This window comes from Roseovarius sp. SCSIO 43702 (assembly GCF_019599045.1).
GTDB lineage: Bacteria > Pseudomonadota > Alphaproteobacteria > Rhodobacterales > Rhodobacteraceae > Roseovarius.
The window spans coordinates 1,854,274-1,878,561 of record NZ_CP080623.1; the positions used below are offsets into that span (position 1 = coordinate 1,854,274).

The following is a 24,288-nucleotide window of genomic DNA, read 5'->3' on the forward strand; positions in this document are numbered from 1 at the left end:
CGACGCTCGAATGTCTTAGCGGGCGGCCCGCGGCGCGGGCAATTGGATAAGCCTGTGTATAAGCGCGGTATAAGTCCGGGCCGCAGGATGTTGCGGGTGCCCCGAGTATGGCCGCAAGATGTCGTGCGCGCAAGGGGCGGGTGTGGCCCGAAGGTGACGGCGGCGAACTCCCGCGCCAAGGTGACGCCACGTCAGTTTCGGGAGGTGCAGGCCCGGTGTCGGGGTCTAGGTGCGCGCGGCCTGCCAGGCGCGGGGGTCGCGCAGGAACTCCTCGACCGTGTCGAGCGTGCCGGCGTCGAAGGCGCCCTGCGCGCGCGCCTCGGCCAGCACGTCCCACCAGGTGCAGAGGTGGTGAAGGGCGACGCCGTGATCGCCGAGGGTCTTTTCCGTCTCGGGGAAGATGCCGTAGTAGAAGATCACGGCCGTGTGGCCGCAGGTGGCGCCGGTCTCGCGAATCGCGTCGACGAAGGAGAGCTTGGAGCCGCCATCGGTGGTCAGGTCCTCGACCAGCAGCACGCGCTGCCCCTCGGACATCGCGCCCTCGATCCGCGCATTGCGGCCGTAGCCCTTGGGCTTCTTGCGCACGTAGGTCATCGGGAGCGCCATGCGTTCGGCCACGAAGGCGGCGAAGGGGATACCCGCCGTTTCGCCGCCCGCGATGTTGTCGAAGGCTTCGAACCCCGCCTCGCGCATCACGGTGACGGCGAGGAAATCCATGAGCGTGGATCGGATGCGCGGGAAGCTGATGAGCTTGCGGCAATCTATATAGGTGGGGCCGGGCAGGCCCGAGGCATAGATGTAAGGTGTCTCGGCGTTGAAATGCACCGCCCCGATCTCGAGCAGCATGCGCGCGGTGAGCCGGGCGATTTCGTCTTTGGGCGGAAAGCTCGAGGGGATCATGGTCAGTGTCCTTTGGCGGGCGGCGCGCCGGGTTCTCACGCCTCTGGCGGGGATATTTGGAGCAAGAAGAAGGTCAGGTCACGCTCCAGTGGAGCGGCATCTGCGGGTCGAAGACGGTGACGGGGCCATCCCCGGTCTCGATCCGGTCGGGATAGGTGACGGGTTCGCCCCGGGTGAGGGTGAGCGTCCCCTCGTTGGGCGGCAGGCCATAGAAGGCCGGTCCGTGGAGCGAGGTGAACCCCTCGAGCCGGTCGAGCGCATCCTCCTGTTCGAACACCTCGGCCAGGATCGAGAGCGTGTTGGGCGCCGTGAAGCAGCCCGCGCAGCCGCAGGGTTGCAGCTTGGCCGGGTCGGTATGGGGCGCGCTGTCGGTGCCGAGAAAATAGGTGGGATCGCCCGAGGTGGCGGCGGCGCGCAGGGCGAGGCGGTGCTCCTCGCGCTTGGCGACTGGCAGGCAGTAGTAATGCGGCTTGATGCCGCCTGCGAGGATGTGGTTGCGGTTGATCACGAGGTGATGGGTGGTGATCGTCGCACCGAGATCCGGCGCGGAACGGGCATAGTCGGCGCCCTGGCGGGTGGTGATATGCTCCATCACCACGCGCAGACCCGGCGTGGCGCGGCGCAGAGGGTCGAGGACGCGGTCGATGAACACCGCCTCGCGGTCGAAGATGTCGATGTCGTCGTCGGTGACTTCGCCATGCACGCAGAGCGGCAGGCCGATCTCGGCCATGCGCTCGAGCACGGGGCGGACGCGGTCGAAATCGCGCACGCCCGAGGCGGAGTTCGTGGTGGCGCCAGCCGGGTAGAGCTTGACCGCCGTGACGAGGCCGGACGCGTGGGCCGTGGCCACGTCGTCGGGATCGGTGTCCTCGGTCAGATAGAGCGTCATGAGCGGCGTGAACGCGGCGCCGTCGGGCAGGGCCGCGAGGATGCGGTCGCGATAGCGGACCGCATCGGCGGCGGTGACGACGGGCGGCACGAGGTTGGGCATGACGATGGCGCGGGCGAAATGGCGTGTCGTCTCGGGCAGGACCGCGCGCAGCATGGCGCCGTCGCGCAGGTGCAGGTGCCAGTCGTCGGGACGGCGGATGGTCAGGGATCGTGTCATGCCGCGTGGCTTACACAAAGCGCCGCGCGAGGGCTAGGTTGAAAACCGCGGGGGCCGGGGGCCTCAGTCGCTCTTCGCCTCGGTGCCGTCGCTGGCCGCGTCGAGGCGCGCCCGGGCAGCGGTCAGCGCCTTGCGGAAGGGCGGCGCGTTGCGGCGCGCCAGCACGAAGCGCGCCAGCCGCACGGTGAGCCCGTCGCGCCTGTCCTCGGTCAGCCGCGTGAGGAGCCGGAACTGGTAGCCGGGATGGTTGCGACGGTGGCGATACAGGAGCGAGAGGCTTCGGACATCGAGCTTGTCGGCGCTGAACTGCGCGAAGATCCGGTAGAGGATCTGCATGCGCATGAGGCTTGTCTCGAGGTCGCCGCCCAGGAACCGCATGCGGTAGCGCGTCACGTTGGACCGGGTGAAGAGCGCGGCGTGCATGGCGTCGAGCTCGATCTCGGGATCGTAGAGCAGGAAGGCGTGGCTGGCCGCGTCGATCATGTCGGGCGCATAGCCGTAGCGGTCGTCGAAGGAGGTGCGGCGCATCTCGAGGAAGCGATCGTCCCATTCGGCGATTCGCGGGTCGAGCGTGGCCTGCGGTTGCAGCAGCACCACCTTGGCGCCGGGCGCCGCCACCGAGAAGGCCGCCGCGGCATAGCCGCAGGGACCGGCGCCGTAGAAGAGCACCTGGTCGAATTCCTCGAAGAAGCCGTCATCGACGAGCCGGTCGAAATATCCGTAGACGCGCGGCGAGCGGAACCACGTGTTGCCGTCCGAGACGAGGCAGAGGCTCGACCAGCCGAGGGCCTTGACCATGTCCCAGCCCATGGGCTGTGCGTCCTCGGACAGGCGCGCGATGCTGTCATGCGTCTCGAAGGTGACGAGAAGCGTCTTGCCTTCCTCGACGAAGATCGCCGCGTGCCGGTCGCCCAGCCGTTCGGCGTAGCCGTCTTCATCCACGACCTCGGTCACCTTGTCGAGCCATGCCTCGCGCGACCCGAGGCCGGATAGGGGCATGTCGAAGGTGTTCGGCGCGTCCTGCATCGTGAAATGTCCTCGATCCTCAAGGGGCCTCAACCGGGTTGGCCCCGGTATTTGGATTTGGGTCTATGTGTCAATCCTGTCAGAATTGCGGAAATTCCATGGGGTTTGCTGGACAAGCCGGACCCTGCCATGTGGAGTGGCGGACGGGGAGGACGGGAATGACCGAACTGACATCCATCGACGCGGTTCAGGACATGCTGGCCGAAGAGGGATACGTCTGCGGGCGTGATCTCGGGACGGTGATCTTTCTCGGGCTGCGTCTCGGGCGGCCGATCTTCCTTGAGGGAGAGGCCGGGGTGGGCAAGACCGAGATCGCAAAGGCCCTGGCCAGCGGCCTGGGGCGGCGGCTCATCCGGTTGCAGTGCTACGAGGGGCTCGATGCCGCGAGCGCGGTCTACGAGTGGAATTTCGCGGCCCAGATGATCGCGATCCGCACTGCCGAGGCGGCGGGCGGGGCCGACCGCGCGGCGCTTCGGGAGGAGCTTTTCTCGGAGGAATTCCTGATCGAGCGTCCGCTGCTTCGGGCGATGCGGCCCGACGCGGCCGGACCGCCCGTGCTTCTCATCGACGAGATCGACCGCACCGACGCGCCCTTCGAGGCATTCCTGCTCGAGGCGCTGAGCGATTTCCAGGTGACGATTCCCGAGCTTGGTCCCATTCGAGCCCCCGAGCCGCCCATCGTCATCGTGACGTCGAACCGCACGCGCGAGGTGCATGACGCGCTCAAGCGGCGGTGCCTCTATCACTGGGTCGATTATCCCGACGCGGCGCGCGAGATGGCGATCCTGCGCGCCCGCGCGCCCGAGGCGTCGGAGGCGCTGAGCCGCGAGATCGTGGGTTTCGTGCAGCGGTTGCGGACCGAGGACCTGTTCAAGCGGCCGGGCGTGGCCGAGACGATCGACTGGGCCAAGTGCCTGCTCGCGCTCGACGTAATCGAACTGAGCCCCGAGGTGATCGCCGACACGCTGGGCGCGGTGCTGAAATACCAGGACGATATCGCGAAGCTGCAGGGTTCGGAGGCGCGGCGCATCCTCGAGAGCGTGCGCGAGGAGTTGCAGGCGTGATGAGCCGTGCCGTCGCGCGCAGGGATTCTCCGGGGGCAGGGGTGCGGCGCCCCCGGGAGGGATAGATGCCCGAGCAACCGGTCTTCGAGCTGCCTGAAAATCCCCGGCTCATGCGCAACATCGCGCATTTCGCCCGCGCGCTGCGCAAGGCGGGGCTGCGGGTGGGGCCGGGGCGGGTGGTCGATGCGGTGCGCGCGGTCGAGGCGGTGGGCTTCACCTCGAGAACCGATTTCTATCACACGCTGCGGGCCGTCTTCGTTTCGCGCCCCGAGGAGCGGACGGTCTTCGCGCAGGTTTTCCGCCTTTACTGGCGCGATCCACGGTTCATGGAGCACATGATGGCGATGATGCTGCCCGCGATCCGGGGGGTGCAGGAGGAGCGGCCCGCGCAACCCGCCGAGAAACGCGCGGCGGAGGCGCTGCTGGACGGGCAGGCGCCGGACCTGCCGGGGCAGGATTCGGGCGGACCCGACGAGGAGGTGCTGATCGAGGTCGATGCGCGCGCGACCATGTCACGGGACGAGCGGCTCAGGACGCTCGATTTCGAGCAGATGAGCACGGATGAGATCGCGCAGGCCAAGCGGATGCTGGCGCGGTTGCGCCTGCCGGTGGCGCCGCTCGTCTCGCGGCGCGGCATTGCCTCCGCGCGGGGTGCGCGGCTCGACCCGGCGCGGACGCTGCGGGCCGCGATGCGGCGTGGCGGCGACCTCGGGGTGCTGCACCGCAAGGCACCGCGCCCGCGATGGCCGAACCTCGTGGTGCTGTGCGATATCTCGGGCTCGATGAGCGCCTATAGCCGCATGGTGCTGCATTTCCTTCACGCGGTGGCCAATCACCAGGGGCCGGGCTGGGCCGAGCTTCACGCGTTTACCTTCGGCACGCGGCTGACCAACATCACGCGCCACCTGCAGAGACGCGACGTCGATGCCGCGCTGGCCGCGGCGGGGCGCGAGGCGCAGGACTGGGAGGGCGGCACGCGGATCGGCGAGTGCCTGCACGCCTTCAACCGCGACTGGTCGCGGCGCGTGATGGGGCAGGGGGCGGTTGTGCTGCTGATCACCGACGGGCTCGACCGCGGGGCGCCCGAAGTCCTGGCGAAGGAGGCGGAGCGGCTTCAGCTGACCGCGCGGCGGCTCGTCTGGCTCAACCCGCTTCTGCGGTGGGAGGCCTTCGCGCCCAAGGCGGAGGGCATCCGCGCGTTGCTGCCGCATGTGGACGCGTTTCGCGCCGCGCATTCGGTGGCGAGCCTCGAGGCGCTGGCGGAGGCCATCGGGCGGCCCGATGACGTCGGCGAAAAATCGCGCCTGCTGGCGGCGCTTTGAGCGGCGACGCGGAACAATCACGACGAGGGGGACGTTTCGTGCAGTGACGGGCGCGCGCTGCGCCCTTTCGTGATATGCGATGAAAGGACATCTGTGATGAAACGTCCCACCCTGAGAAATTCCACCGCGCTGGTGCTGTCGCTCTCGTTGGCCGCACCGGGGCCGATCATGGCCCAGACGATGCCCGAATGCACCGCCGACGGCGAACTCCCTTGCGTCGTGCCGGGGCTCGATACCGTTGTCGAGACGGAGGCGCAGCTTGATGAGCTGATCGCGTCGGGTGACCTTCTCGAAGCGGCCGAGGACGGCCTTGCAGCGGAGATCGCCGGCGACGCGGAGACCGAAGCGGAGGTAGAGGCCACGGACGACACCGCGCAGGCCGAGGCCGAAGCGCAGGCGGAGGCTGACGCCCAGGCAGCCGAAGACGCGGCGGAAGCCGAGGCGCAGGCTGCCGAGGACGCTGCGCAGGCCGAGGCCGAGGCAGCAGAAGAAGCCGCGCAGGCGGAAGCCGAGGCCGCGGAGGAGGCGGCCCAGGCAGAGGCCGAGGCCGCCGAGGCTGAGGCGCAAGCGGCGGAAGAGGCTGCGCAGGCGGACGCAGAGGCGGAAGCGCAGGCTGAAGCCGAGGCGCAGGCCGCCGAAGAGGCGGCGCAGGCGGAGGCCGACGCACAGGCGGAACTCGAAGCTGAACTTGCCGAGGAAGCGGAAGCCGCCGACGCCGAAGCCGACGCTGCGGAGGCCGATGCCGCGCAGAATGGCACGGTTGCCGATGACGAGGCGCAAGCGGGCGCCGCGGCCGAGGCGGACACCGCCGCGACGGCAGATGATATCGAGGCCGAACTGGCCGAGGACCAGGCGGATATCGACGCCGAGGCGGAGACCGAAGCGGAGGCAGAGGTCGAAGCCGACGCGGCTCAGGAGGAAGATGCAACCGCCGAAGACGGGGCTACCGAGGAGCAAGCCGCCGAGGACGCCGCCAGCGATGCCGACGCGACGGATGCGGCCGACACCGCCGATGGCGAAGCCGTGACGGTCGATGCGCCCGAGCCGGAGATCGCCGTAACGGAGGAAGAGCAGGCCGCGCGCTCCGAAGCGCAGGCCGAGGCAGCGGCAGAGGCGGAGGAATCCGCGCAAGCGGCCGCCGCGGCCACCGAGGAAGGCGAGGTGGTCGAGACCGAGGAGACGACGATCACCGAGGAAAACACCCGGTCCTCGGACGAGGAGTTCGCCACCGAGGTCAACAGCGCCGCCGCCGCGACGGCTGCTGCCGCGCCGCAAGGTGACGACGACGATGACAAGCTGCTGAAGGCGATCGGCGCCGCCGCGGCGCTCGGGCTCGGGGCCTATGCCGTGGGCCAGGTGCTGGGCGACAACAGCCGGGTCGTGTCGAACAGCGGCGACCGGGTGGTGGTCGAGCGTGACGGGCAGTATCGCATCATCAAGGATGACGACACGCTACTGCGCCGACCGGGCAGCACGGTCGAGACGCAGACCTATTCGGACGGCTCCACCCGCACGGTCGTGACCGCCGAGGACGGGACCCAGACAGTGACCGTGCGCGCCGACGATGGCCGCGTGCTGCGCCGGGTGCGGGTTCTGCCCGACGGCCAGCAGATCGAGCTTTTCGACGACACGCAGCAATTCGCGCGGGTCGACGTGAACGAGTTGAGCCGCAACCAGGCGCAGGAGTACAACTTCTCGAGCGTCGAGGCCGACGAGCTGCGCGCCGCGTTGCAGGCCGACCAGGCGCTTGACGTGGGACGGGCCTATTCGCTCAACCAGGTGCGTTACATCGATGCGGTGCGCCACCAGGTGCCGGTGATCGCGCTCGACGCGATCAACTTCGAAACCGGTTCGGCGGTCATCAGGCCCGAGGAGGCCCAGGCGCTGACGGCCGTGGGGCGCGCGATGCGCGAGGCGATCGAGCGCGATCCGAGCCAGGTGTTCCTCATCGAGGGGCACACCGACACGGTGGGGGCGGCGAGCTACAACCTCACCCTTTCGGACCGGCGCGCGGAGTCGGTGGCCTTGGCGCTGACCGAGTATTTCGACGTGCCGCCCGCCAACATGATCGTGCAGGGCTATGGCGAGAGCGACCTCAAGGTACGTCGCGCGGGTGATATCCGCGAGAACCGTCGCGCCGCCGTGCGCAACATCACGCCGCTTCTGAGGGGCGGCCGGTAACGCAGGACGCGTGACCGCCCGCCGCTCGTTGTGCGGCGGGCGGTCGCATCCGCACCGATACCCGATGAAAGGATATGTCATGACGGATCGAAACCTGATGCAGGCCCTGGCATGCGGCGCGGCCATGACACTGGCCTTAGGGGCACCCGCCGTCGCCCAGGATATGCCCGTTTGCACCGAAACGTCCGAGTTGCCCTGCACGCTGGCAACGGATGGAAGGGTCGTGACCACCGAAGCCGAGCGCGGCGATCTCGTTCTGGAAGGGCTTATCAGCCCCGCAGCCGGAACGCCGGCGTCCGATGTGCTTTCCGAGCCCGAGCTGGCCGAGCCCGGCGCAGATCCCGAGGTTCCGGGTGACGTCGAGGAGGGCGCGCTTGAGGCGGCGGAAGAGGCGCAAGGTTATGACGACGAGCCCGCCATCGAGGTGCTCGACGAAGAATTGGACGCCGCGGGCGATACCGGGGCGGTCGAGATCGAGGAACCTGAAGGTCAGGTCGAGCCGGACCTCGAGATCGGCGACTGAAGAGACGTTCCGGCTTTTCCGTTTGTCTGCCAAACGCCGGCGGCCCATAGTGCCGACATGGCAGCCGACCCTCATACCGCACGCTTTGACGACATACCCGAAACCGCCCTGCGCTGGCACCGCGAGGGCAAGCGCGCCGCGCTTGCCACGGTGGTCGAGACATGGGGCAGCGCGCCGCGCCGGGTGGGTGCGCAGCTTGCTGTTTCGGGCACGGGCGAGATCGCGGGAAGCGTCTCGGGCGGGTGTGTCGAGGGCGCGGTCGTGGCCGAGGCGCTCGACGCGATGGAGGCCGGGAAGCCGGTGATGCTGGAATACGGGGTCAGCGACGGGGACGCCTTTGCCGTGGGTCTCGCCTGTGGCGGAACCATCCGCATCCTCGTGGAGCCGGTGGGCGCGAGCTTGCCCGAAGGCCTGCTTGCGCAACTCGTCGCCGCGCGGGCCGCGCGCGAGCCGGTGGCTTACGTGACCGGGGTGGATGTGGCGCCGCGCCTCGAGCGGGAGGGACATGCCGAGAGGTTTCGCATGGACCGTTCGGGTTTCGAGCAGGACGGGCGGAAGTTCGTGGCGATCCATAATCCGCCCCTGCGGCTCATCGTGGTGGGTGCGGTGCATATCGCGCAGGCGCTGGTGCCGATGGCGCGGATCGCCGGGTTTGATCCGGTCATCGTGGACCCGCGCGAGGCCTTCGGCAATGTCGCGCGGTTTCCGGGCGAGCGGGTCGTGCATGACTGGCCGGACGAGGCGCTGGCCGAGATCGGCCTCGATGCACGCACGGCCGTGGTGCTGCTGACCCATGATCCGAAGCTCGACGATCCGGCGCTCGTGGCGGCGCTGGGGTCCGACGTGTTCTACATCGGCGCGCTCGGCTCGACCCGGACGCATGGGAAACGGGTGGCGCGGCTCGCGGAAGCCGGGTTCGACGACACGGCGATCGCGCGCATCCATGGTCCCGTCGGTCTCGATATCGGGGCGGCGGGGCCGGCGGAGATCGCCGTGGCGATCCTTGCGCAGATGATCGACGTGCTGAGGCGCGGGGCATGAGGTTCGGACCCGTGCCCCTGGCCGAGGCCGAGGGCGCGATCCTTGCCCATTCGGAGCGCGTGGCGGAGGGGCGTCTGCGCAAGGGCGTGACCTTGGAGCGTGCGCATCTGGACGCGCTTGCCGCCGCCGGGCTGCGCGAGGTCACGGTCGCGCGGCTGGAGGCCGGGGACGTGCACGAGGACGCGGCGGCGCGGCGTCTGGCCTTGGCGCTTCGCGAGGGTGCCGAGGGGCTTGAGGCTACGCGCGCGCGGATGGGGCGCGTCAACCTGCTGGCCGAGCGTGCGGGACTGGTGGTGATCGACCGCGCGGCCGTCGACGCCGCGAACGCGGTCGACCCGGTCATCACCGTCGCCACGGTTGCGCCGTTCCACGGGCTGCGCGCGGGCGGGATGGCGGCCACGGTCAAGATCATCGCCTACGCCGTGCCCGAAACGGCGCTGGCGCGTGCCGAGGCAGCGGCGCGGGGGGCGATGCGCTTTGCTACCCCGCGCTACGGCACCGCGACTCTCATCGTGACCGACAGCGTGGGCGGCCCGGGGCTCAAGGGAGTGGACGCGATCGCCCAGCGGCTCGACGGGTTCGACATGACCTTGACCGAGACGCGCCGCACCGCGCACGAGATCGACGCGCTTGCCGAGGCGATCGCGGCGGCAGAGGGGGATGTTGTGCTGATCCTCACCGGTTCGGCCACCTCGGACATCCGCGATACAGCGCCCGAGGCGCTGCGCCGGGCGGGGGGCGAGGTGACGCGCTTCGGCATCCCGGTCGATCCCGGCAACCTGTCTTTCACCGGCCGGCTGGGCACGCGGCCCGTCGTGGGCCTTCCGGGCAGCGCGCGCTCGCCTGTGCTGCATGGCGCGGACTGGGTTCTGGGCCGGGTGATCTGCGACGTCGGTTTGAGCGATTCCGAGATGGCCGCGATGGGCGTGGGAGGATTGCTCAAGGAGATGCCGTCGCGGCCGAGCCCGCGGCGCGGCTGAGAAACAGGGTTCTCAAGTCCCATGCCGCGTGCTTTACTCCCGATCAGCCAACGAAGAACAGCCAACTGGGAGGAGCCGATGTCGCAGGTCAGCATGACCGTGAACGGCAAGCGTGTCACCGGCGAGATCGAGGGCCGGACGCTGCTTGTCGATTTTCTGAGAGAGGACCTTGGCCTGACCGGCACGCATGTGGGATGCGACACGAGCCAGTGCGGCGCGTGTGTCGTCCATGTGGACGGGGAGGCGGTGAAGGCCTGTTCGGTCTTTGCGGGTGAACTCGAGGGCGCCGAGGTCAAGACCATCGAGGGGATGGCGGAGGCGGACGGCACGCTCGACCATGTGCAGCAGGCGTTCCAGGACCACCACGGGTTGCAATGCGGGTTCTGTACGCCGGGGATGGTGATGAGCGCGCACGCGCTTCTCAAGGACAATCCCAAGCCGAGCGAGGCGGAGATCCGCGACTATCTCCAGGGCAATATCTGCCGCTGCACGGGCTATCACAACATCGTCAAGGCGATCATGGCCGCGAGCGGACAGGACGTGAGCGGGATCGCGGCGGAATAGACGGCTGCCCGCAAGGGCGTGCGCACCAAGGGAGGACGAGACATGCCGGATGGAGGCATCGGCGCCAGCACCAAGCGGCGCGAGGACGTGCGGTTTCTGACCGGCACGGGGAATTACACCGACGACATCAACCTGCATGGCCAGGCCTATGTGCATTTCCTGCGTTCGGACGTGGCGCACGGGACGTTGAAGGGCGTGGATACGAGCGCGGCCGAGGGGATGCCGGGCGTCATCCGCGTCTTCACCGGCGCCGATTTCGCCGAGGTGGGCGGACTTCCCTGCGGCTGGCAGGTGACGGACCGCGAGGGCAACCCGATGCAGGAGCCCGTCCATCCCGTCATCGCCCGCGACAAGGTGCGCCATGTGGGCGAGATCGTGGCCGCCGTGGTGGCGGAGACGCGCGAGCAGGCCCGCGACGCGGCCGAGGCGATCGTGCCCGATATCGAGGACCTCCCGGCGGTCATCGACATGAAGAAGGCCCTGGAGGACGGCGCGACCAAGGTGCATGACGACCTGACCTCGAACCTCTGTTACGACTGGGGCTTCGTGGAGGAGAACCGCGAGGCGGTGGAGAAGGCCATCAGGGAGGCCGCGCATGTCACCACGCTGGAGCTGGTCAACAACAGGCTCATTCCGAACGCGATGGAGCCGCGCGTGGCGGTGGGCGACTATGCCCGCGCGACGGGGGATTCCACCCTCTACACGACCTCGCAGAACCCGCATGTGATCCGCCTGCTGATGGGGGCCTTCGTGCTGGGCATCCCCGAGCACAAGCTGCGCGTGGTGGCGCCCGATGTGGGAGGTGGGTTCGGCTCGAAGATCTTCCACTATGCCGAGGAAGCGTTCTGCACCTTCGCGGCCAAGGCGCTCAACCGGCCGGTCAAGTGGACGAGCACGCGCGCCGAGGCGTTCATGTCGGACGCGCATGGCCGCGATCACGTGACGAAGATCGAACTCGCGCTGGACAAGGACAACAACTTCACCGCGATCCGCACCGAGACCTACGCCAACATGGGCGCGTATCTGAGCACCTTCGCGCCGAGCGTGCCCACCTGGCTGCACGGCACGCTGATGGCCGGGAACTACAAGACGCCGGTGATCTACGTGAACGTGAAGGCGGTCTTCACCAACACGGTGCCGGTCGATGCCTATCGCGGTGCGGGGCGGCCCGAGGCGACCTTCCAACTCGAGCGCGTGATCGACAAGGCCGCGCGCGAGCTGGGCGTCGATCCCATCGCGCTGCGCCGGCAGAATTTCGTGACCGAGTTTCCCTATGCCACGCCGGTCGCGGTGGAATACGACACCGGCGACTACCACGCGACGATGGACAAGCTCGAGGAGATCGCCGACCTCAAGGGGTTCGAGGCGAGGCGCAAGGAAAGCGAGAAGAAGGGGATGCTCCGGGGCCTTGGCATCAACAGCTATATCGAGGCCTGCGGCATCGCGCCCTCGAACCTGGTGGGGCAGCTGGGTGCGCGTGCGGGACTTTACGAGAGCGCCACGGTGCGCGTGAACGCCACGGGCGGGATCACCGTCATGACCGGCAGCCACAGCCACGGGCAGGGGCACGAGACCTCCTTCGCGCAGGTGGTCTCGGACATGATCGGCATTCCCGCCGACATGATCGAGATCGAGCATGGCGACACCGCGAACTCGCCGATGGGCATGGGCACCTACGGCTCGCGCTCGATCGCCGTGGGTGGCAGTGCCATGGTGCGCGCGACCGAGAAGATCATCGCCAAGGCCCGCAAGATCGCGGCGCATCTGATGGAAGCCGCCGAGGGCGATATCGAGTTGAAGGACGGCCAGTTCACCGTGGCGGGCACCGACAAGTCGGTGGCCTGGGGCGACGTGACGCTGGCGGCCTACGTGCCGCACAACTACCCGTTGGACGAGATCGAGCCGGGGCTCGAGGAGACGGCCTTCTACGATCCCGCGAACTTCACCTATCCGGCGGGCGCCTATGCCTGCGAGGTGGAGGTCGATCCCGAGACGGGGCGCGTGACCATCGAGCGCTTCTCGGCCACGGATGATTTCGGCAATGTCATCAACCCGATGATCGTGGACGGGCAGGTTCATGGCGGGCTGGCGCAGGGGATCGGCCAAGCGCTGCTCGAAGCCTGCGCCTATGACGAGGACGGCCAGCTTCTGACCGGCTCCTACATGGATTACGCCATGCCGAGGGCGGGCGACGTGCCGTTCTACCGCGTGGATCATTCCTGCCAGACACCCTGCACGCACAATCCGTTGGGGGTGAAGGGCTGTGGCGAGGCCGGGGCCATCGGCAGCCCGCCCTCGGTCGTCAATGCCGTCATCGACGCGTTGCAGTCGGGCGGGCACAAGGTGGATCATATCGACATGCCGCTCACGCCGAACCGCGTCTGGGCGGCGATGCAAGGGTAGTACGGGGCAGGACCGGGGCTCTGCCCCGGACCCCGGGATATTTGAAGCAAGATGAAGGGCGGACGCGCTCTTTTTCGAGGGAGGTTCGCAAGATGTATGCATTTGACCTGAAACGGCCCGGGACGCTCGACGAGGCGGTGAAGGCCCTGGGCGAGGGTGAGGCGCAGGCGCTCGGGGGTGGGCAGACGCTCATCCCGTCGCTGAAGGCGCGGCTCGCGGCGCCCGAGGTGCTGGTGGCGCTCTCGGGGATCAAGGAGATCAAGGGCGTGTGCACCGACGACGAGGGCCGCATCTGCGTGGGCGGCGGCACGACACATGCACAGGTGGCGCGGGAGGCGGGCGGCTATCCGGCGCTGGCCTCGCTCGCGGCGCGGATCGGCGACCCGGCGGTGCGCAACCGTGGCACGATCGGCGGGAGCCTCGCGAACAACGACCCGTCGGCGTGTTATCCGGCGGCGGTGCTGGCCTCGGGGGCCACCGTGGTGACGACCGCGCGCGAGATCGCGGCGGACGAGTTCTTCGACGGGATGTTCGCCACTGCGCTCGACGAGGGCGAGATCATCACGGAAGTGCGGTTCCCGGTGCCGGAGGCGGCGGCCTACGAGAAATTCCTGCAACCGGCCTCGCATTTCCCGCTCGTCGCGGTCTTCGTGGCGAAGTTCGCTGAAGGCGTGCGGGTCGCCGTTACCGGCGCCTCGGAGGAGGGTGTTTTCCGGTGGGGCGAGGCCGAAGCGGCGCTGTCGGAGAATTTCTCGGCGGATGCGGTCAAGGAGCTGCGGGTGGAGGCCGAGGGGATGATCGGCGATCTGCACGGCACGCCGGACTACCGCGCGCACCTGGTGGGCGTCATGACGCGTCGGGCGGTCGAGGCGGCGGCGGGCTGACATGAAGACGGCGCCGCGAGGGCGCCGTCGGGATCCGCGATCGGAACGCGCGATCAGCGCGCGGCGGGCGCGATCACCATGATCATCTGGCGGCCTTCCATCTTGGGCATGTTCTCGACCTTGCCGATGCCCTCGATATCGCTTGCCACCCTTTGCAGCAGTTCGCGCCCGATATCCTGGTGCGCCATCTCGCGGCCGCGGAAGCGCAGCGTGATCTTGACCTTGTCGCCGCCTTCGAGAAACTTCACCACGTTGCGCATCTTGACGTCGTAGTCATGCGTGTCGGTGTTGGGCCGGAACTTGATCTCCTTGACGTCGATCACCTTCTGCTTCTTGCGCGCTTCGGATTCCCGTTTCTGCTGTTCGTACTTGTACTTGCCGTAATCCATGATCTTGCAGACCGGCGGGTTCGCGTTGGGCGAGATCTCGACCAGATCGAGCCCGGCCTCCTCGGCCATCTCCATCGCGCGGACGGGAGTGACGACGCCGACATTGTCGCCATCTGCGCCAATCAGTCGGATTTCGTCTGCTCGGATGCGGTCGTTGACGCGGGGGCCGGTGTCGCGCGTTGGGGGCGCGTTGTGGGGTCTGCGGGCTATGGCTTTGATCCTTCGATTATGAACAGGGTTTCCGGGGTGGCAAGGTAGACGGCGCACCGGGGTGATTCAAGCGGGAAAATCGGGAGCGCGGCGCCCCGGACGGTGCGTGTTCGAGAGTGGTGCGCGTGGTGTGCGGTGGCCGGCGCGACAGGCGGCCGAATCCGTCATTGCACGCGGTTTCCAGCCGGCAAGACCGTGTGAATTCGTCGTTTTGCCCTTGCCGCTTGCGTTTTCATGCGCCATTTGAAACGCTTGCGAGAAGGGCGGCGTGCTCCGCCCGTACATTATGGGGATAGTTAGATGAGAACTCTGCTCTGGATAATTCTGGCCGCGATCGTGCTGATCGGCGGGTATTTCCTGTTTACCGGCAAGTCGCCGCAAGAGGTGATGGAAGACACCGGTGTCACCGAAGCCACGGTCGAGACCGAGGCCGAGGAGGCCGCCGAAGCGACCGAGGAAGCTGCGGAAGATGCCGCGGCGGCCACCGAGGAAGCGGCTGAAGACGCGGCCGCAGCGACGGAGGAGGCCGCCGAGGATGCCGCCGCCGCGACCGAGGAAGCGGCCGATGACGCCGCCGCCGCGACCGAGGAGATGGGCGAAGACGCCATGAACCTCGCCGAAGAGGGCGCCGATGATGCCGCCGCCGCAGTCGACGAGGCTGCCGACGAGGCGGGCGAAGCGGCATCGGACGCCGCCAACGCGACGGAAGAGGCCGCCGAGGACGCCGCCGCCGCGACGGAAAACGCGGCCGAGGAAGCCACGGATGCCGCTGGTGACGCGGCCGAGGCCACGGAAGAGGCGGCGGACGACGCCGCTGCCGCGACGGAGAGCGCCGCCGAGGACGCGGGCGATGCCGCCGCGGATACCGCGAACGACGCGGCCGAGATGGTGGATGGCGTGAAGGTGCCGGACGCGCTGACGGTCGACGGTTTCGACTATGACCGCGCGGTCGAGATGATCGACGAGTCCAATCTCAGCGCCGCCGTGAAGATGTCGACGAAAGCCGCGCTCGAGAAGGCCCGGGACAACCCCGAGACGCTCGAGCAGGTGCTGGCGCAGCTTCGCGACAACCTGGGTATCCAGGAGTAAGGGTTCGCCCGAGCGAGACCGGAAAACCCCGCGCCGGGAGATCGGAGCGGGGTTTTTCATTGGCTGGGCGGGGCGGACCGGCTACCGGACGCCGATCATTGATCCCAGTCGGGCGAGCGTTTCTCGAGAAAGGCGCTGATCCCTTCCTCGGTGTCGCGCCAGAGCATGTTCTCGACCATCACGTCGCCGGTATAGGCATAGGCCTGATCGAGCGGCATCTCGATCTGGTCGTAGAAGGCGCGCTTGCCGATGCGGACCGCCGCGCCGAGCTTGCCGGCGACCTGGCGGGCGAGGGCCATCGCGGTGTCGAGACGCTCCTCCTCGGGGACGGCGCGGTTGACGAGGCCCAGTTCCAGCGCGCGATCGGTGTCGATGAAATCGCCCGTTGTCAGCATCTCGAAGGCCTGTTTGCGCGGGATATTGCGCGAGAGCGCCACCATGGGGGTGGAACAGAAGAGCCCGATATTGACCCCGTTCACGCCGAAGCGCGTACCATGCGCCGCGACGGCCATGTCGCAGGTCGCGACCAGTTGACAGCCCGCCGCCGTGGCGATGCCGTGGGGCGCCGCGATCACCGGCTGGGGCAGGGCGCGGATCGCCATCATGACGCGCGCACAGCGGCCGAAAAGGTCGGTGAAATAGGCCGCGCCGCCATCCTCGGCCTGCCGTCCCGCCGTCATCTCGCGCAGGTCGTGACCCGCGCAGAATGCCTTGCCCGCCCCCGAGATCACCACGGCGCGGATCGCCCGATCGCCCGCGAGCGAATCGAACTCGGCTTGGAACGCCGCGAGCATGGCATCGCTCAGCGCGTTGAGCCGGTCGGGCGCGTTCATGTGGAGATGGGCGACGGCGCCATCGTCGGTCCGCTCGAGCAGTGTCATCTTGTGCAGCCTCCCGCGTTATGCGTTGATTATGGCGAAGAGCGACGGGAGGTAAAGCATGGCGCTGAAGATGAGCAAGGGCGAGCTCATGGAATTTCTCGATGCCGAGTTTCCGCAGGTGACGGGGGAATTCGCGATCGAGGAGCTGGGCGAGATGCGCATCCGCACGCGGCTCAACGTGGGCGAGCGTCACTTGCGACCCGGCGGCACGGTCTCGGGGCCGTCGATCTTTGCGCTGGCGGACGTGTCGGTCTACCTGGCGGTCTTGGCGATGATCGGCCCGCAGGGGCTTGCCGTGACGACGAATTGCTCGATCGACTTCATGCGCAAGCCGGTGGCGGCCACGGATCTCATCGCCGAGTGCCGCCTGCTCAAGCTGGGGCGTGTTCTGGCGGTGGGGGAGGTGCTGATCTTCTCGGACGGGGGCGAGGCGCCGGTGGCCCGGGCGAGCCTCACCTACTCGATCCCGCCGGTGCGGACATAACGCGATGGTTGCGCGCCCCGAGCCGATCTGCGCCTTCGATGTAACTGCCGAGGGACGCACACGCCCCGTGGAGGATGAAGGTGTCGTGGCGGCGGAGGGTGCCGCCTATCGCTGGCTGCATTTCGACGTGGGGGTCGCGGGGCTCGAGCCGTGGCTGCGCGCGCACCTGCCGGAAACCGCGGTGGACGCGCTTCTGGCGCCCGAGACGCGGCCGCGCTGCGATCCGCATGGAACCGGCGCGATGGTCAACCTGCGGGGCGTCAACCTCAACCCCGGAGCCGATCCCGAAGACATGGTGAGCCTGCGCCTCTGGGTCACGCCCGGGCTCTTGGTGACGGCGCGGGTGCGGCGGATCTGGGCGGTGGACGCGGTGCGCGAGGACGCCGCCACGGGTCGCGCACCCGGCAGCAGCGGCGAGCTGGTGGCGCGGATCGCCGAGGGGCTCGTGCGGCGCATCGAGGCGGTGGTCAGCGAGAGCGAGGCGGAGGCCGATGCGCTCGAGGACATGATGCTCGAAGGCCGCGCCTTGCCGCTCGAGCGCCTGGCCGAGGCGCGCCACGAGGCGATCAAGCTACGCCGCTTCATCCGCCCGCAGAGCGAGGCGCTGGACGCGCTGGCCGACGGGGTGGCGGGCGAGGTGACGAACCCCGACGCGCTGATCCTGCTGCGCGAGGTCGAGGACCGCTCGGCACGCGGCCTCGAAGCGCTGGACGCGCTGCGCGACCGCTATGCCGCGATGCAGGATCACCTTGATGCGCAGCGCGCGCTGGAGATGGGGCGCAACGGCTACATCCTGTCGGTTGTCGCCGCGATCTTCCTTCCGCTGGGATTCCTGACCGGGCTTTTCGGTGTCAACGTGGCGGGGATGCCGGGGGTGGGCGAGGAGAACGCCTTCTGGATCCTCTGCGCGGCCTCGGCGGGGCTCGGCGTGGTGCTTTTCCTGGCGTTCAAGCTCGGGCGGTGGTTGTGAGCGGAGTCCCGGTGAAAGGATCGGGGCGAACGGTGGCGCGAAATAGGCGAGAAAAGCAACCCGCAATGGGGTAAAATAATACCGTAATTGCAAGCAATTGTTTTCGCGTGTATTTTAGGCGCTGATCCGTGTTGACGGCGCGGCTGGCGGCTGTATAACCCGCCCATCCGGCCAAGGCTTTGCAAAAGGCCGCTGGCGTTATCCAAGCAACTGAGGGCTGCCTCGTCATGAAGACCTTTTCTGCAACTCCGGCAGATATCGAGAAGAAGTGGATCCTGATCGACGCCGAAGGCATCGTTCTGGGCCGTCTTGCCTCGATCATCGCCACGCGCCTGCGCGGCAAGCACAAGCCGTCGTTCACACCCAACATGGACATGGGCGACAACGTCATCGTCATCAACGCCGACAAGGTGCAGCTGACGGGCAACAAGCGCGAGAAACCGAACTACTGGCACACCGGCTATCCGGGCGGCATCAAGAGCCGCACGACGGGCGAGATCCTCGAGGGTCAACACCCCGAGCGCGTGGTCATGCAGGCCGTCAAGCGCATGCTGCCGGGCAACCGCCTGAGCCGCAAGGTGATGACCAACCTGCGCGTCTATGCAGGTGAGCAGCATCCGCACGAGGCGCAAAGCCCCGAAGTGCTGGATGTGAAATCCATGAACAAGAAAAACACGCGGGTGGCATGATGGCCGAAGAAATCAAAACACTCGAGGGCCTCGAGGCTGCCGTGGCCGACAACATCGCCGGCGTCCAGGGTGTCGAGGAAGACAGCGCCGTGGCGCGCGAGCCGGTTCGCGACGAACTGGGCCGGGCCTATGCCACGGGCAAGCGGAAGGACGCGGTCGCCCGCGTCTGGATCAAGCCCGGGTCGGGCAAGGTCGTCGTGAACGGCCGCGAGATGAACACGTATTTCGCGCGTCCCGTGCTTCAGATGATCCTGCGTCAGCCGTTCAGCGTGGCCGGCGTCGAGGACCAGTTCGACGTCATGGCGACCGTCAAGGGCGGTGGCCTCTCGGGTCAGGCCGGTGCGGTCAAGCACGGCATCTCGAAGGCGCTTCAGCTTTTTGATCCGAGCCTGCGCGCATCGCTCAAGGCCGCCGGGTTCCTCACCCGCGACAGCCGCGTCGTGGAGCGGAAAAAATACGGCAAGGCCAAGGCGCGCAAGAGCTTCCAGTTCTCGAAGCGCTGAGTCGGCTCGCGAAGACAGGAGTTCGGAAGGCGTGGCGCCATATGCGCCGCGCCTTTTGCATTTAGCGCCCGGCCGCCGCGTCGGCCTGTCCCGAGATACCATGAAGGATCGCCCCGAAATCGACCGCGGCGCGGGAAGGCGCGATATTCATCGCCTGTGCGCGACGCAACCTCTGTCACGGCGCCTGCGCGGGAAGTCGCGGGTGGGCGGGACGGTTCTCCCGGGTGGCTGGCAAGGCGGGCGTGGTGCGCTAGTCTTGGAGGGAGAAGCGGGAGAGATGCGATGTGGAAAGTGGGTTTTGCGGGTGGCTTGACGGCGGCGTTCGTGGCGGGAGCCGCGATGGCGGAAAGCGACGCGGCCGTGCGGGCGCGGCTGGCCGGTCACGCGGTCGTCTACGCGGGGCCGGAGGAACGGGCGCCGACGCAGCGCTGGAGCGAGGACGGCACGACCGTCTATGACACGCAGGTGCCGGTGCTCGGGAAGCGGCGCGGGCTGTGGAAGATCGATGACGGGGAGTATTGCTCGTATTTCGGGCCGACCGAGGACATGCGCCAGCGCAACCGTGACTGGACCTGTTGGCGGGTTTCCTTTCCCGATGCGCGCACCGTCGTCTTTACCGCGCCGCCGGGGCCGTGGATCGGCCCGCGACGGAGCGTGGGACGGTTCACGCGATGACGGCAGACGCTCGCATCAGCTGTCCGGCGGGATGAGACCCAGGCCGCGCAGGTAGATTCCGACGCCGGTCTCGAGCAGGTCCTCGGGCGGGAAGGGAGAGGCGCGGCCGGGGGAGTTGCGCGCGAAGAGCTCCACCACCCCGTGGCTGAGCGCCCAGATATGCGAGGAGAACATCGCCGGCGGCGGGCGTTTCTCGGGCGGGATGTGCTGGCTCAGTGCCTCGGCGGCGCGTTCGAACCCCGCACGGGCGCGGGCGGCGACGGTGGCGAGTTCGGGGGTGCGGTTGACCGAGATGCCGCTTTCGAACATGGCGATATAGTGGCCCGGAAACTTGCGTGCGAAGGCGAGATAGGCGCGGCCCGTCGCCTCGAAGCTCGCGAGCGCCGAGGGCTGCCCCTGCTCGAAGGCACGTTCCATGAGGTCGGCGAAGATCACGTAGCCCTGGCGTGCGGCTTCGGCGATGAGGTCGTCGCGGCCCGCGAAATGGCGGTAGACGGCGGCCGGCGTCACGCCCGCCTGCTTGGCGGCCTCCGACAGGGTGAAGCCCGCGGGTCCGCGGGTCTCGATCAGGTCGAGCGCGGCCTCGACAAGGGCCTGGCGCAGGTTGCCGTGATGATAGCCGCGCTTAGCCATGCCAGAGATCGGGCCCGCCGATGACGCCCGGATCGGTATGGCCGAGCGCGCGGAGGTCCTTGCCCGCGTAGTCGAGATGCGACAGCACATGGCGGATCGACTCGAGCCGGGCGCGGCGCTTGTCGTCGGAGCGGATGATCGTCCAGGGGGCGACGTGGGTATGGGTCCGCTCGAGCGTCTCGTCGATCGCGTCGGTATAGGCCTCCCAGCGGGCAAGCCCTTCGACGTCGATGCGCGAGAGTTTCCATTGCTTGAGCGGGCTCTGTTCGCGCTTGAGAACGCGGCGGAGCTGTTCGGCGCGGCCGACGTTGAGCCAGAATTTCACCAGGGTGATGCCGTCCTCGACGAGCATTCGCTCGAACTCGGGGACCTGTGCGAAGAAACGCGCGCGTTCGTCGGCGGTGCAGAAGCCGAACACATGCTCGACCACGCCGCGATTGTACCAGCTTCGGTCGAAGAAAACGAGTTCGCCACCGGCGGGCAGATGCGCGACGTAGCGCTGGAAGTACCATTGCGATTGTTCTCGCTCGGTAGGCTTGGAGAGCGCCACCACATGGGCGCCGCGCGGGTTGAGATTCTCGCGGAAGCGCTTGATCGTGCCGCCCTTGCCTGCGGCGTCGCGCCCCTCGAAAAGCACGGCCACGCGCGCTCCGGTATCCTTCACCCAGGCCTGCGCCTTGACGAGTTCGATCTGGAGCCGCTCCATCTGCTGCTCGTAGACCTTGCGGGCGAGGCGATCCGAATGCGGATAGGACGGGTCGAGGATGTCGCCCTTTTCGGCGCGGCGGATGGCGTCGCGGACCTCGCGCGGGGCGTCTTCGGTGAAATAGCGGCTGATCGCGCCGTCAAAGGGCAGCGGCATGGGGCCTCTCCGGTCCTCTTGTGCTCGTCTCGGGCGGAGTATGGCCCGCGGGCCGCGTCAGCGCAATCCGGCGCGGGAGGCGGCACGGTCGATGGCAGCGACGACGGCGCCGGGCCTCGCGTGATGCGGCATGTGGCCCACGCCCTCGAGCCGGGTGAGCCGGGCCCGGGGTGCCTGTTTCACGAGGCGTTCGGAGTGGATCTCGATCGGCACGGTTTCGTCCGCCGTCCCGTGGACGATCTCGACCGGCATGGTGAGCGTCGTGGCGTAGTGCTTGGACATCTCGACGATATGCGGCCGCAGGCTCGTCACCTGCTGCCCGTTGGCACGGAGCGACTGGCGGCGCAGGGCAAGCTCCGCGCCGATATAGTCGGCATAGCCCTCGGGCGGGGATTGCGGCGCGAATGTGGAGGTAACGGCGCTTTCGATCCGCGCGTCGGGCGCGAGCGCGGTGATGAGCGGGACGGCGGTCGCGCCGCCCACCGACGAGCCAGTGATCTTGTAGAGGGCGCCAAGCTCTCCGGGCCAGGGGTTCGACACGCCCGCGAGGATCACCAGCGCGCCCGTGTCGCGTGGCGCAGAGAGGCCCCAGGCCAGCGCGACCGCGCCACCGTAGGAATGGCCCAGCACGATCGGCTGCCGCACGCCAAGCTGCGCCGCGGCCTTCTGCAGGAGCGCGGCCTGTTCGAGGGGGCTTTCGCCCTCGGAGCTTCCGGCGCCGCCATAGCCCGGAAGCCGCTCGGTCCAGCCTAGGCCGGGACGGTCGAAAGCGATGACGCGGTAATCATCGGTGAGGCGGTCGGCCAGAGCGAAGGTGAAGTCACGCAGGTTGCCCGAGGCCCCGTGGATCAAAACGAGGTCGGGACCGGATCCCTTGACCCAGGCATGCACGCGGGTGCCGTCCACGTCGAGAAGGCGACCGATGGGCGGATACTCGGCCCGCGCCGCGGCCTCGCGCTTGGTCGCCAGCGCCGAACAGCCGGCGACGAGCGTGGTCGCGACGGCGAGCGAGAGCCAGATCATGCGGGGCCTCATGCCGTGACCCGATCAGGCCGGCGCACCGATCCGGTCGATGTCGAAGGGCGTGGTCTGGTAGATCTCGTTGATCCAGTTGCCATAGAGCAGGTGTGCGTGACTGCGCCAGCGGTTCGACGGCGGGCGGGCCGGGTCGTCGTCGGGATAATAGTTGCAGGGCACGTTGATGGGCGTGCCGTTCGCGATGTCACGGTCATATTCCTGTTTTAGCGTGTCACTGTCGTATTCAAGGTGATTGAAGATATAAATCGCGCGATGGGCCGGGTCCTCGACGAGGCAGGGGCCGACCTCATCGCTGTGCAGCAGCGTGACGAGACCGGGCACGGCGTCGATCTCGGCCTTCTTCATCTCGGTCCAGCGGCTTACGGGTATGACGCAATCGTCGGAAAAGCCCCGCAGATAGGGCGAGGACGGCACCATGTTGCGATGCCGGAAACATCCGAAGGCCTTCTGATCGAGCATGTGTTTCCTGATGCCGTGGAAATGGTGGATCATCGCCATGCCGCCCCAGCAGACGCCGAAGGTGGAATGAACGTGGGTCTGCGTCCAGTCGAAGACCTCGCGCAGCTCGTCCCAGTAGGTGACGGCGTCGAAGTCGAGGTGTTCGATGGGGGCACCGGTGATGATGAGCCCGTCGAACTTCTCGCCCGTCGCCGCGACGTCGGAGAAGGGCCGGTAGAAACTTTCCATGTGGTCGGCGGCGGTGTTGCGCGCCTGATGTTCGGACATGCGGATGAGGCTCAGCTCGATCTGAAGGGGCGTCGCGCCGATGAGGCGGGCGAACTGGTTCTCGGTCTGGATCTTCTTGGGCATCAGGTTCAGCAGGCCGATCCTGAGCGGACGGATGTCCTGCCGGTCCGCCGCGTCCGGGTCCATGACCATGACGCCCTCGCGCGTGAGCACGTCGAATGCGGGCAGGTCGGAGGGAATCTTGATGGGCATTGGGGCGGGTCCGGTCCTGTTCGGAAAGGGTCGATCTAGGTGGCGCGAGCGTCATTGTCGAGGGCACGGGCGACGAGATCCTCGAAATCCGCAGCGTCGCGGATCCCGGCCACGTCGGCGGCGGGCAGGGTGATGCCCCATTTGCGCATCGCCTCGTAGCGTGGTTCGCGATGGGCGAGGGCGCGCGCGTAGGTCCAGCGGATGAAGGCGTCGGGATCCACGTCGGTGGGCGCGATGTCATGCGTGGAGAGATATTCCTCCCACGCCGCCGCCAGGAACTCGGGCTGGTAGGCCATCGGCTTCGGTGCGCGGTCGAAGCGGCGGATGAGCGCCTCGGTATGCGCCTCGGTGCCTTGCAGGTAGATGAGCAGACAATGGTTCGACAGCTCTGTCAGGAGCGGATCGTCGGGGTCGTCGCCATCCACCCATTCGCAGATCGACCCGCCCGTGTCGCAGATGAAATGCGGATAGCCATAGAGCGCCTCGGCGCGCGCGATGAAATGCGCCGTGTCGCGCAGGGCGGCGATCTCGGCCACGCGGAACTGCTCCTGCCGGCGGGTGTACTCGGCGATCGGAAGCCCGCCCTTGGCCGGATCGCCCGGCTTGCCGAGATAGGTCGAGACGGGGGCGAGATTGTCGAAGGTGATGTTGGAGCCGATATAGATGGAATCGGTCAGCAGCAGGTCGCGCAGGAACGGAACCTGCATGGCGTGCGCCTTGGCGTTGTCGGCGATGAGCTCGCCCATGTAGCGGGTGCCGATGCGGTAATCGATGGAGTAGTGGAACCATCCGCCCGCCTCGCGGAGCATGTTGGACAGGTAGGTCTTGCCGAGACCCGACATGCCGTAGAAGAGCACCCGCTTGCGGGGTGCCTCGCGCCAGTCCTGTGCGGTGTCGTAGAGCATCGGCCGATCCTTTCGCGTCTCGTGG

General features: G+C 67.9%; 25 protein-coding genes. 15 read left to right on the forward strand and 10 right to left on the reverse strand.

Annotation, left to right across the window (positions count from 1 at the left end; genetic code table 11):
- Positions 1 to 225 precede the first annotated feature (225 nt).
- The 3 genes from K1T73_RS09095 to K1T73_RS09105 form a co-directional block, all read right to left on the reverse strand.
- The gene (locus K1T73_RS09095) at positions 226 to 900 is read right to left on the reverse strand and encodes an orotate phosphoribosyltransferase (protein WP_220600408.1); all 675 of its coding nucleotides are present in this window, start codon (positions 898 to 900) and stop codon (positions 226 to 228) included.
- A 73-nt stretch (positions 901 to 973) separates the two neighbouring features.
- Positions 974 to 2,008, reverse strand: coding sequence for a dihydroorotase (gene pyrC, locus K1T73_RS09100; RefSeq protein WP_220600409.1), 1,035 nt, complete (start codon positions 2,006 to 2,008; stop codon positions 974 to 976).
- 63 nt (positions 2,009 to 2,071) lie between these two features.
- Positions 2,072 to 3,034, reverse strand: a complete 963-nt coding sequence (locus tag K1T73_RS09105) for a phosphoadenosine phosphosulfate reductase (protein ID WP_220600410.1) — start codon at positions 3,032 to 3,034, stop codon at positions 2,072 to 2,074.
- Positions 3,035 to 3,192: 158 nt separating this feature from the next.
- Here K1T73_RS09105 and K1T73_RS09110 point away from each other — a divergent pair, with 158 nt between their 5' ends.
- The 9 genes from K1T73_RS09110 (at position 3,193) to K1T73_RS09150 (ending at position 13,996) form a co-directional block, all read left to right on the forward strand.
- Positions 3,193 to 4,098: a MoxR family ATPase gene (locus tag K1T73_RS09110; protein ID WP_220600411.1), complete on the forward strand. Its 906-nt coding sequence runs from the start codon at positions 3,193 to 3,195 to the stop codon at positions 4,096 to 4,098.
- Between the two features lie 65 nt (positions 4,099 to 4,163).
- A complete protein-coding gene (locus tag K1T73_RS09115; protein WP_220600412.1) occupies positions 4,164 to 5,420 on the forward strand; it encodes a VWA domain-containing protein in 1,257 nt (418 codons plus the stop codon).
- A 96-nt stretch (positions 5,421 to 5,516) separates the two neighbouring features.
- Positions 5,517 to 7,601, forward strand: a complete 2,085-nt coding sequence (locus tag K1T73_RS09120; protein ID WP_220600413.1) for an OmpA family protein — start codon at positions 5,517 to 5,519, stop codon at positions 7,599 to 7,601.
- A gap of 79 nt (positions 7,602 to 7,680) precedes the next feature.
- Positions 7,681 to 8,124 (forward strand): hypothetical protein, encoded by a 444-nt coding sequence (locus K1T73_RS09125; RefSeq protein WP_220600414.1) that lies wholly within the window; start codon positions 7,681 to 7,683, stop codon positions 8,122 to 8,124.
- 57 nt (positions 8,125 to 8,181) lie between these two features.
- Positions 8,182 to 9,165 (forward strand): XdhC family protein, encoded by a 984-nt coding sequence (locus K1T73_RS09130; RefSeq protein WP_220600415.1) that lies wholly within the window; start codon positions 8,182 to 8,184, stop codon positions 9,163 to 9,165.
- The gene (locus K1T73_RS09135; RefSeq protein WP_220600416.1) at positions 9,162 to 10,145 is read left to right on the forward strand and encodes a molybdopterin-binding protein; all 984 of its coding nucleotides are present in this window, start codon (positions 9,162 to 9,164) and stop codon (positions 10,143 to 10,145) included. The genes K1T73_RS09130 and K1T73_RS09135 overlap by 4 nt, the downstream gene beginning before the upstream one ends.
- Before the next feature lie 78 nt (positions 10,146 to 10,223).
- A complete protein-coding gene (locus tag K1T73_RS09140; RefSeq protein ID WP_220600417.1) occupies positions 10,224 to 10,709 on the forward strand; it encodes a (2Fe-2S)-binding protein in 486 nt (161 codons plus the stop codon).
- 42 nt (positions 10,710 to 10,751) lie between these two features.
- Positions 10,752 to 13,112, forward strand: coding sequence for a xanthine dehydrogenase family protein molybdopterin-binding subunit (locus tag K1T73_RS09145; protein ID WP_220600418.1), 2,361 nt, complete (start codon positions 10,752 to 10,754; stop codon positions 13,110 to 13,112).
- Between the two features lie 92 nt (positions 13,113 to 13,204).
- On the forward strand, positions 13,205 to 13,996 hold the full coding sequence (locus K1T73_RS09150; protein WP_220600419.1) for a xanthine dehydrogenase family protein subunit M: 792 nt from the start codon (positions 13,205 to 13,207) through the stop codon (positions 13,994 to 13,996).
- Positions 13,997 to 14,049: 53 nt separating this feature from the next.
- Here K1T73_RS09150 and infC read toward each other — a convergent pair whose 3' ends face one another.
- Positions 14,050 to 14,595, reverse strand: a complete 546-nt coding sequence (gene infC, locus K1T73_RS09155) for a translation initiation factor IF-3 (protein WP_220603685.1) — start codon at positions 14,593 to 14,595, stop codon at positions 14,050 to 14,052.
- Between the two features lie 300 nt (positions 14,596 to 14,895).
- On the opposite strand from infC, the gene K1T73_RS09160 reads away from it, so the two are divergent.
- Positions 14,896 to 15,684: a translation initiation factor 3 gene (locus K1T73_RS09160; protein WP_220600420.1), complete on the forward strand. Its 789-nt coding sequence runs from the start codon at positions 14,896 to 14,898 to the stop codon at positions 15,682 to 15,684.
- A gap of 95 nt (positions 15,685 to 15,779) precedes the next feature.
- Here the strand turns inward: K1T73_RS09160 and K1T73_RS09165 are convergent, their stop codons facing one another.
- Entirely contained in the window at positions 15,780 to 16,565 is a 786-nt protein-coding gene (locus K1T73_RS09165) for an enoyl-CoA hydratase (RefSeq protein ID WP_220600421.1), read from the reverse strand.
- Positions 16,566 to 16,623: 58 nt separating this feature from the next.
- Between K1T73_RS09165 and K1T73_RS09170 the strand changes: the two genes are divergently transcribed.
- The 5 genes from K1T73_RS09170 to K1T73_RS09190 all read left to right on the forward strand — a co-directional run bounded on the left by K1T73_RS09170 (position 16,624) and on the right by K1T73_RS09190 (position 19,886).
- On the forward strand, positions 16,624 to 17,049 hold the full coding sequence (locus tag K1T73_RS09170) for a PaaI family thioesterase (RefSeq protein WP_220600422.1): 426 nt from the start codon (positions 16,624 to 16,626) through the stop codon (positions 17,047 to 17,049).
- A gap of 4 nt (positions 17,050 to 17,053) precedes the next feature.
- On the forward strand, positions 17,054 to 18,019 hold the full coding sequence (locus K1T73_RS09175) for a zinc transporter ZntB (protein WP_220600423.1): 966 nt from the start codon (positions 17,054 to 17,056) through the stop codon (positions 18,017 to 18,019).
- A gap of 227 nt (positions 18,020 to 18,246) precedes the next feature.
- On the forward strand, positions 18,247 to 18,708 hold the full coding sequence (rplM, locus tag K1T73_RS09180) for a 50S ribosomal protein L13 (protein WP_220600424.1): 462 nt from the start codon (positions 18,247 to 18,249) through the stop codon (positions 18,706 to 18,708).
- Entirely contained in the window at positions 18,708 to 19,211 is a 504-nt protein-coding gene (gene rpsI / locus K1T73_RS09185) for a 30S ribosomal protein S9 (RefSeq protein ID WP_220600425.1), read from the forward strand. Before rplM ends, rpsI begins: the two co-directional genes overlap by 1 nt.
- A gap of 282 nt (positions 19,212 to 19,493) precedes the next feature.
- Positions 19,494 to 19,886, forward strand: a complete 393-nt coding sequence (locus tag K1T73_RS09190) for a hypothetical protein (RefSeq protein ID WP_220600426.1) — start codon at positions 19,494 to 19,496, stop codon at positions 19,884 to 19,886.
- A 15-nt stretch (positions 19,887 to 19,901) separates the two neighbouring features.
- Here the strand turns inward: K1T73_RS09190 and K1T73_RS09195 are convergent, their stop codons facing one another.
- Genes K1T73_RS09195 through K1T73_RS09215 form a run of 5 tightly spaced genes read right to left on the reverse strand, consistent with a single transcriptional unit; the run spans position 19,902 to position 24,263 of the window.
- Positions 19,902 to 20,519 carry a TetR/AcrR family transcriptional regulator gene (locus tag K1T73_RS09195; protein ID WP_220600427.1) on the reverse strand — a complete coding sequence of 206 codons (618 nt, stop codon included), beginning with the start codon at positions 20,517 to 20,519 and terminating at the stop codon, positions 19,902 to 19,904.
- Entirely contained in the window at positions 20,512 to 21,381 is an 870-nt protein-coding gene (gene ppk2 / locus K1T73_RS09200; RefSeq protein ID WP_220600428.1) for a polyphosphate kinase 2, read from the reverse strand. The genes K1T73_RS09195 and ppk2 overlap by 8 nt, the downstream gene beginning before the upstream one ends.
- A 57-nt stretch (positions 21,382 to 21,438) precedes the next feature.
- Positions 21,439 to 22,404 carry an alpha/beta fold hydrolase gene (locus tag K1T73_RS09205; RefSeq protein WP_220600429.1) on the reverse strand — a complete coding sequence of 322 codons (966 nt, stop codon included), beginning with the start codon at positions 22,402 to 22,404 and terminating at the stop codon, positions 21,439 to 21,441.
- 24 nt (positions 22,405 to 22,428) lie between these two features.
- Entirely contained in the window at positions 22,429 to 23,358 is a 930-nt protein-coding gene (gene metA / locus K1T73_RS09210) for a homoserine O-succinyltransferase (RefSeq protein WP_220600430.1), read from the reverse strand.
- Between the two features lie 35 nt (positions 23,359 to 23,393).
- The gene (locus K1T73_RS09215; RefSeq protein ID WP_220600431.1) at positions 23,394 to 24,263 is read right to left on the reverse strand and encodes an ATPase; all 870 of its coding nucleotides are present in this window, start codon (positions 24,261 to 24,263) and stop codon (positions 23,394 to 23,396) included.
- Between the last annotated feature and the right edge of the window lie 25 nt (positions 24,264 to 24,288).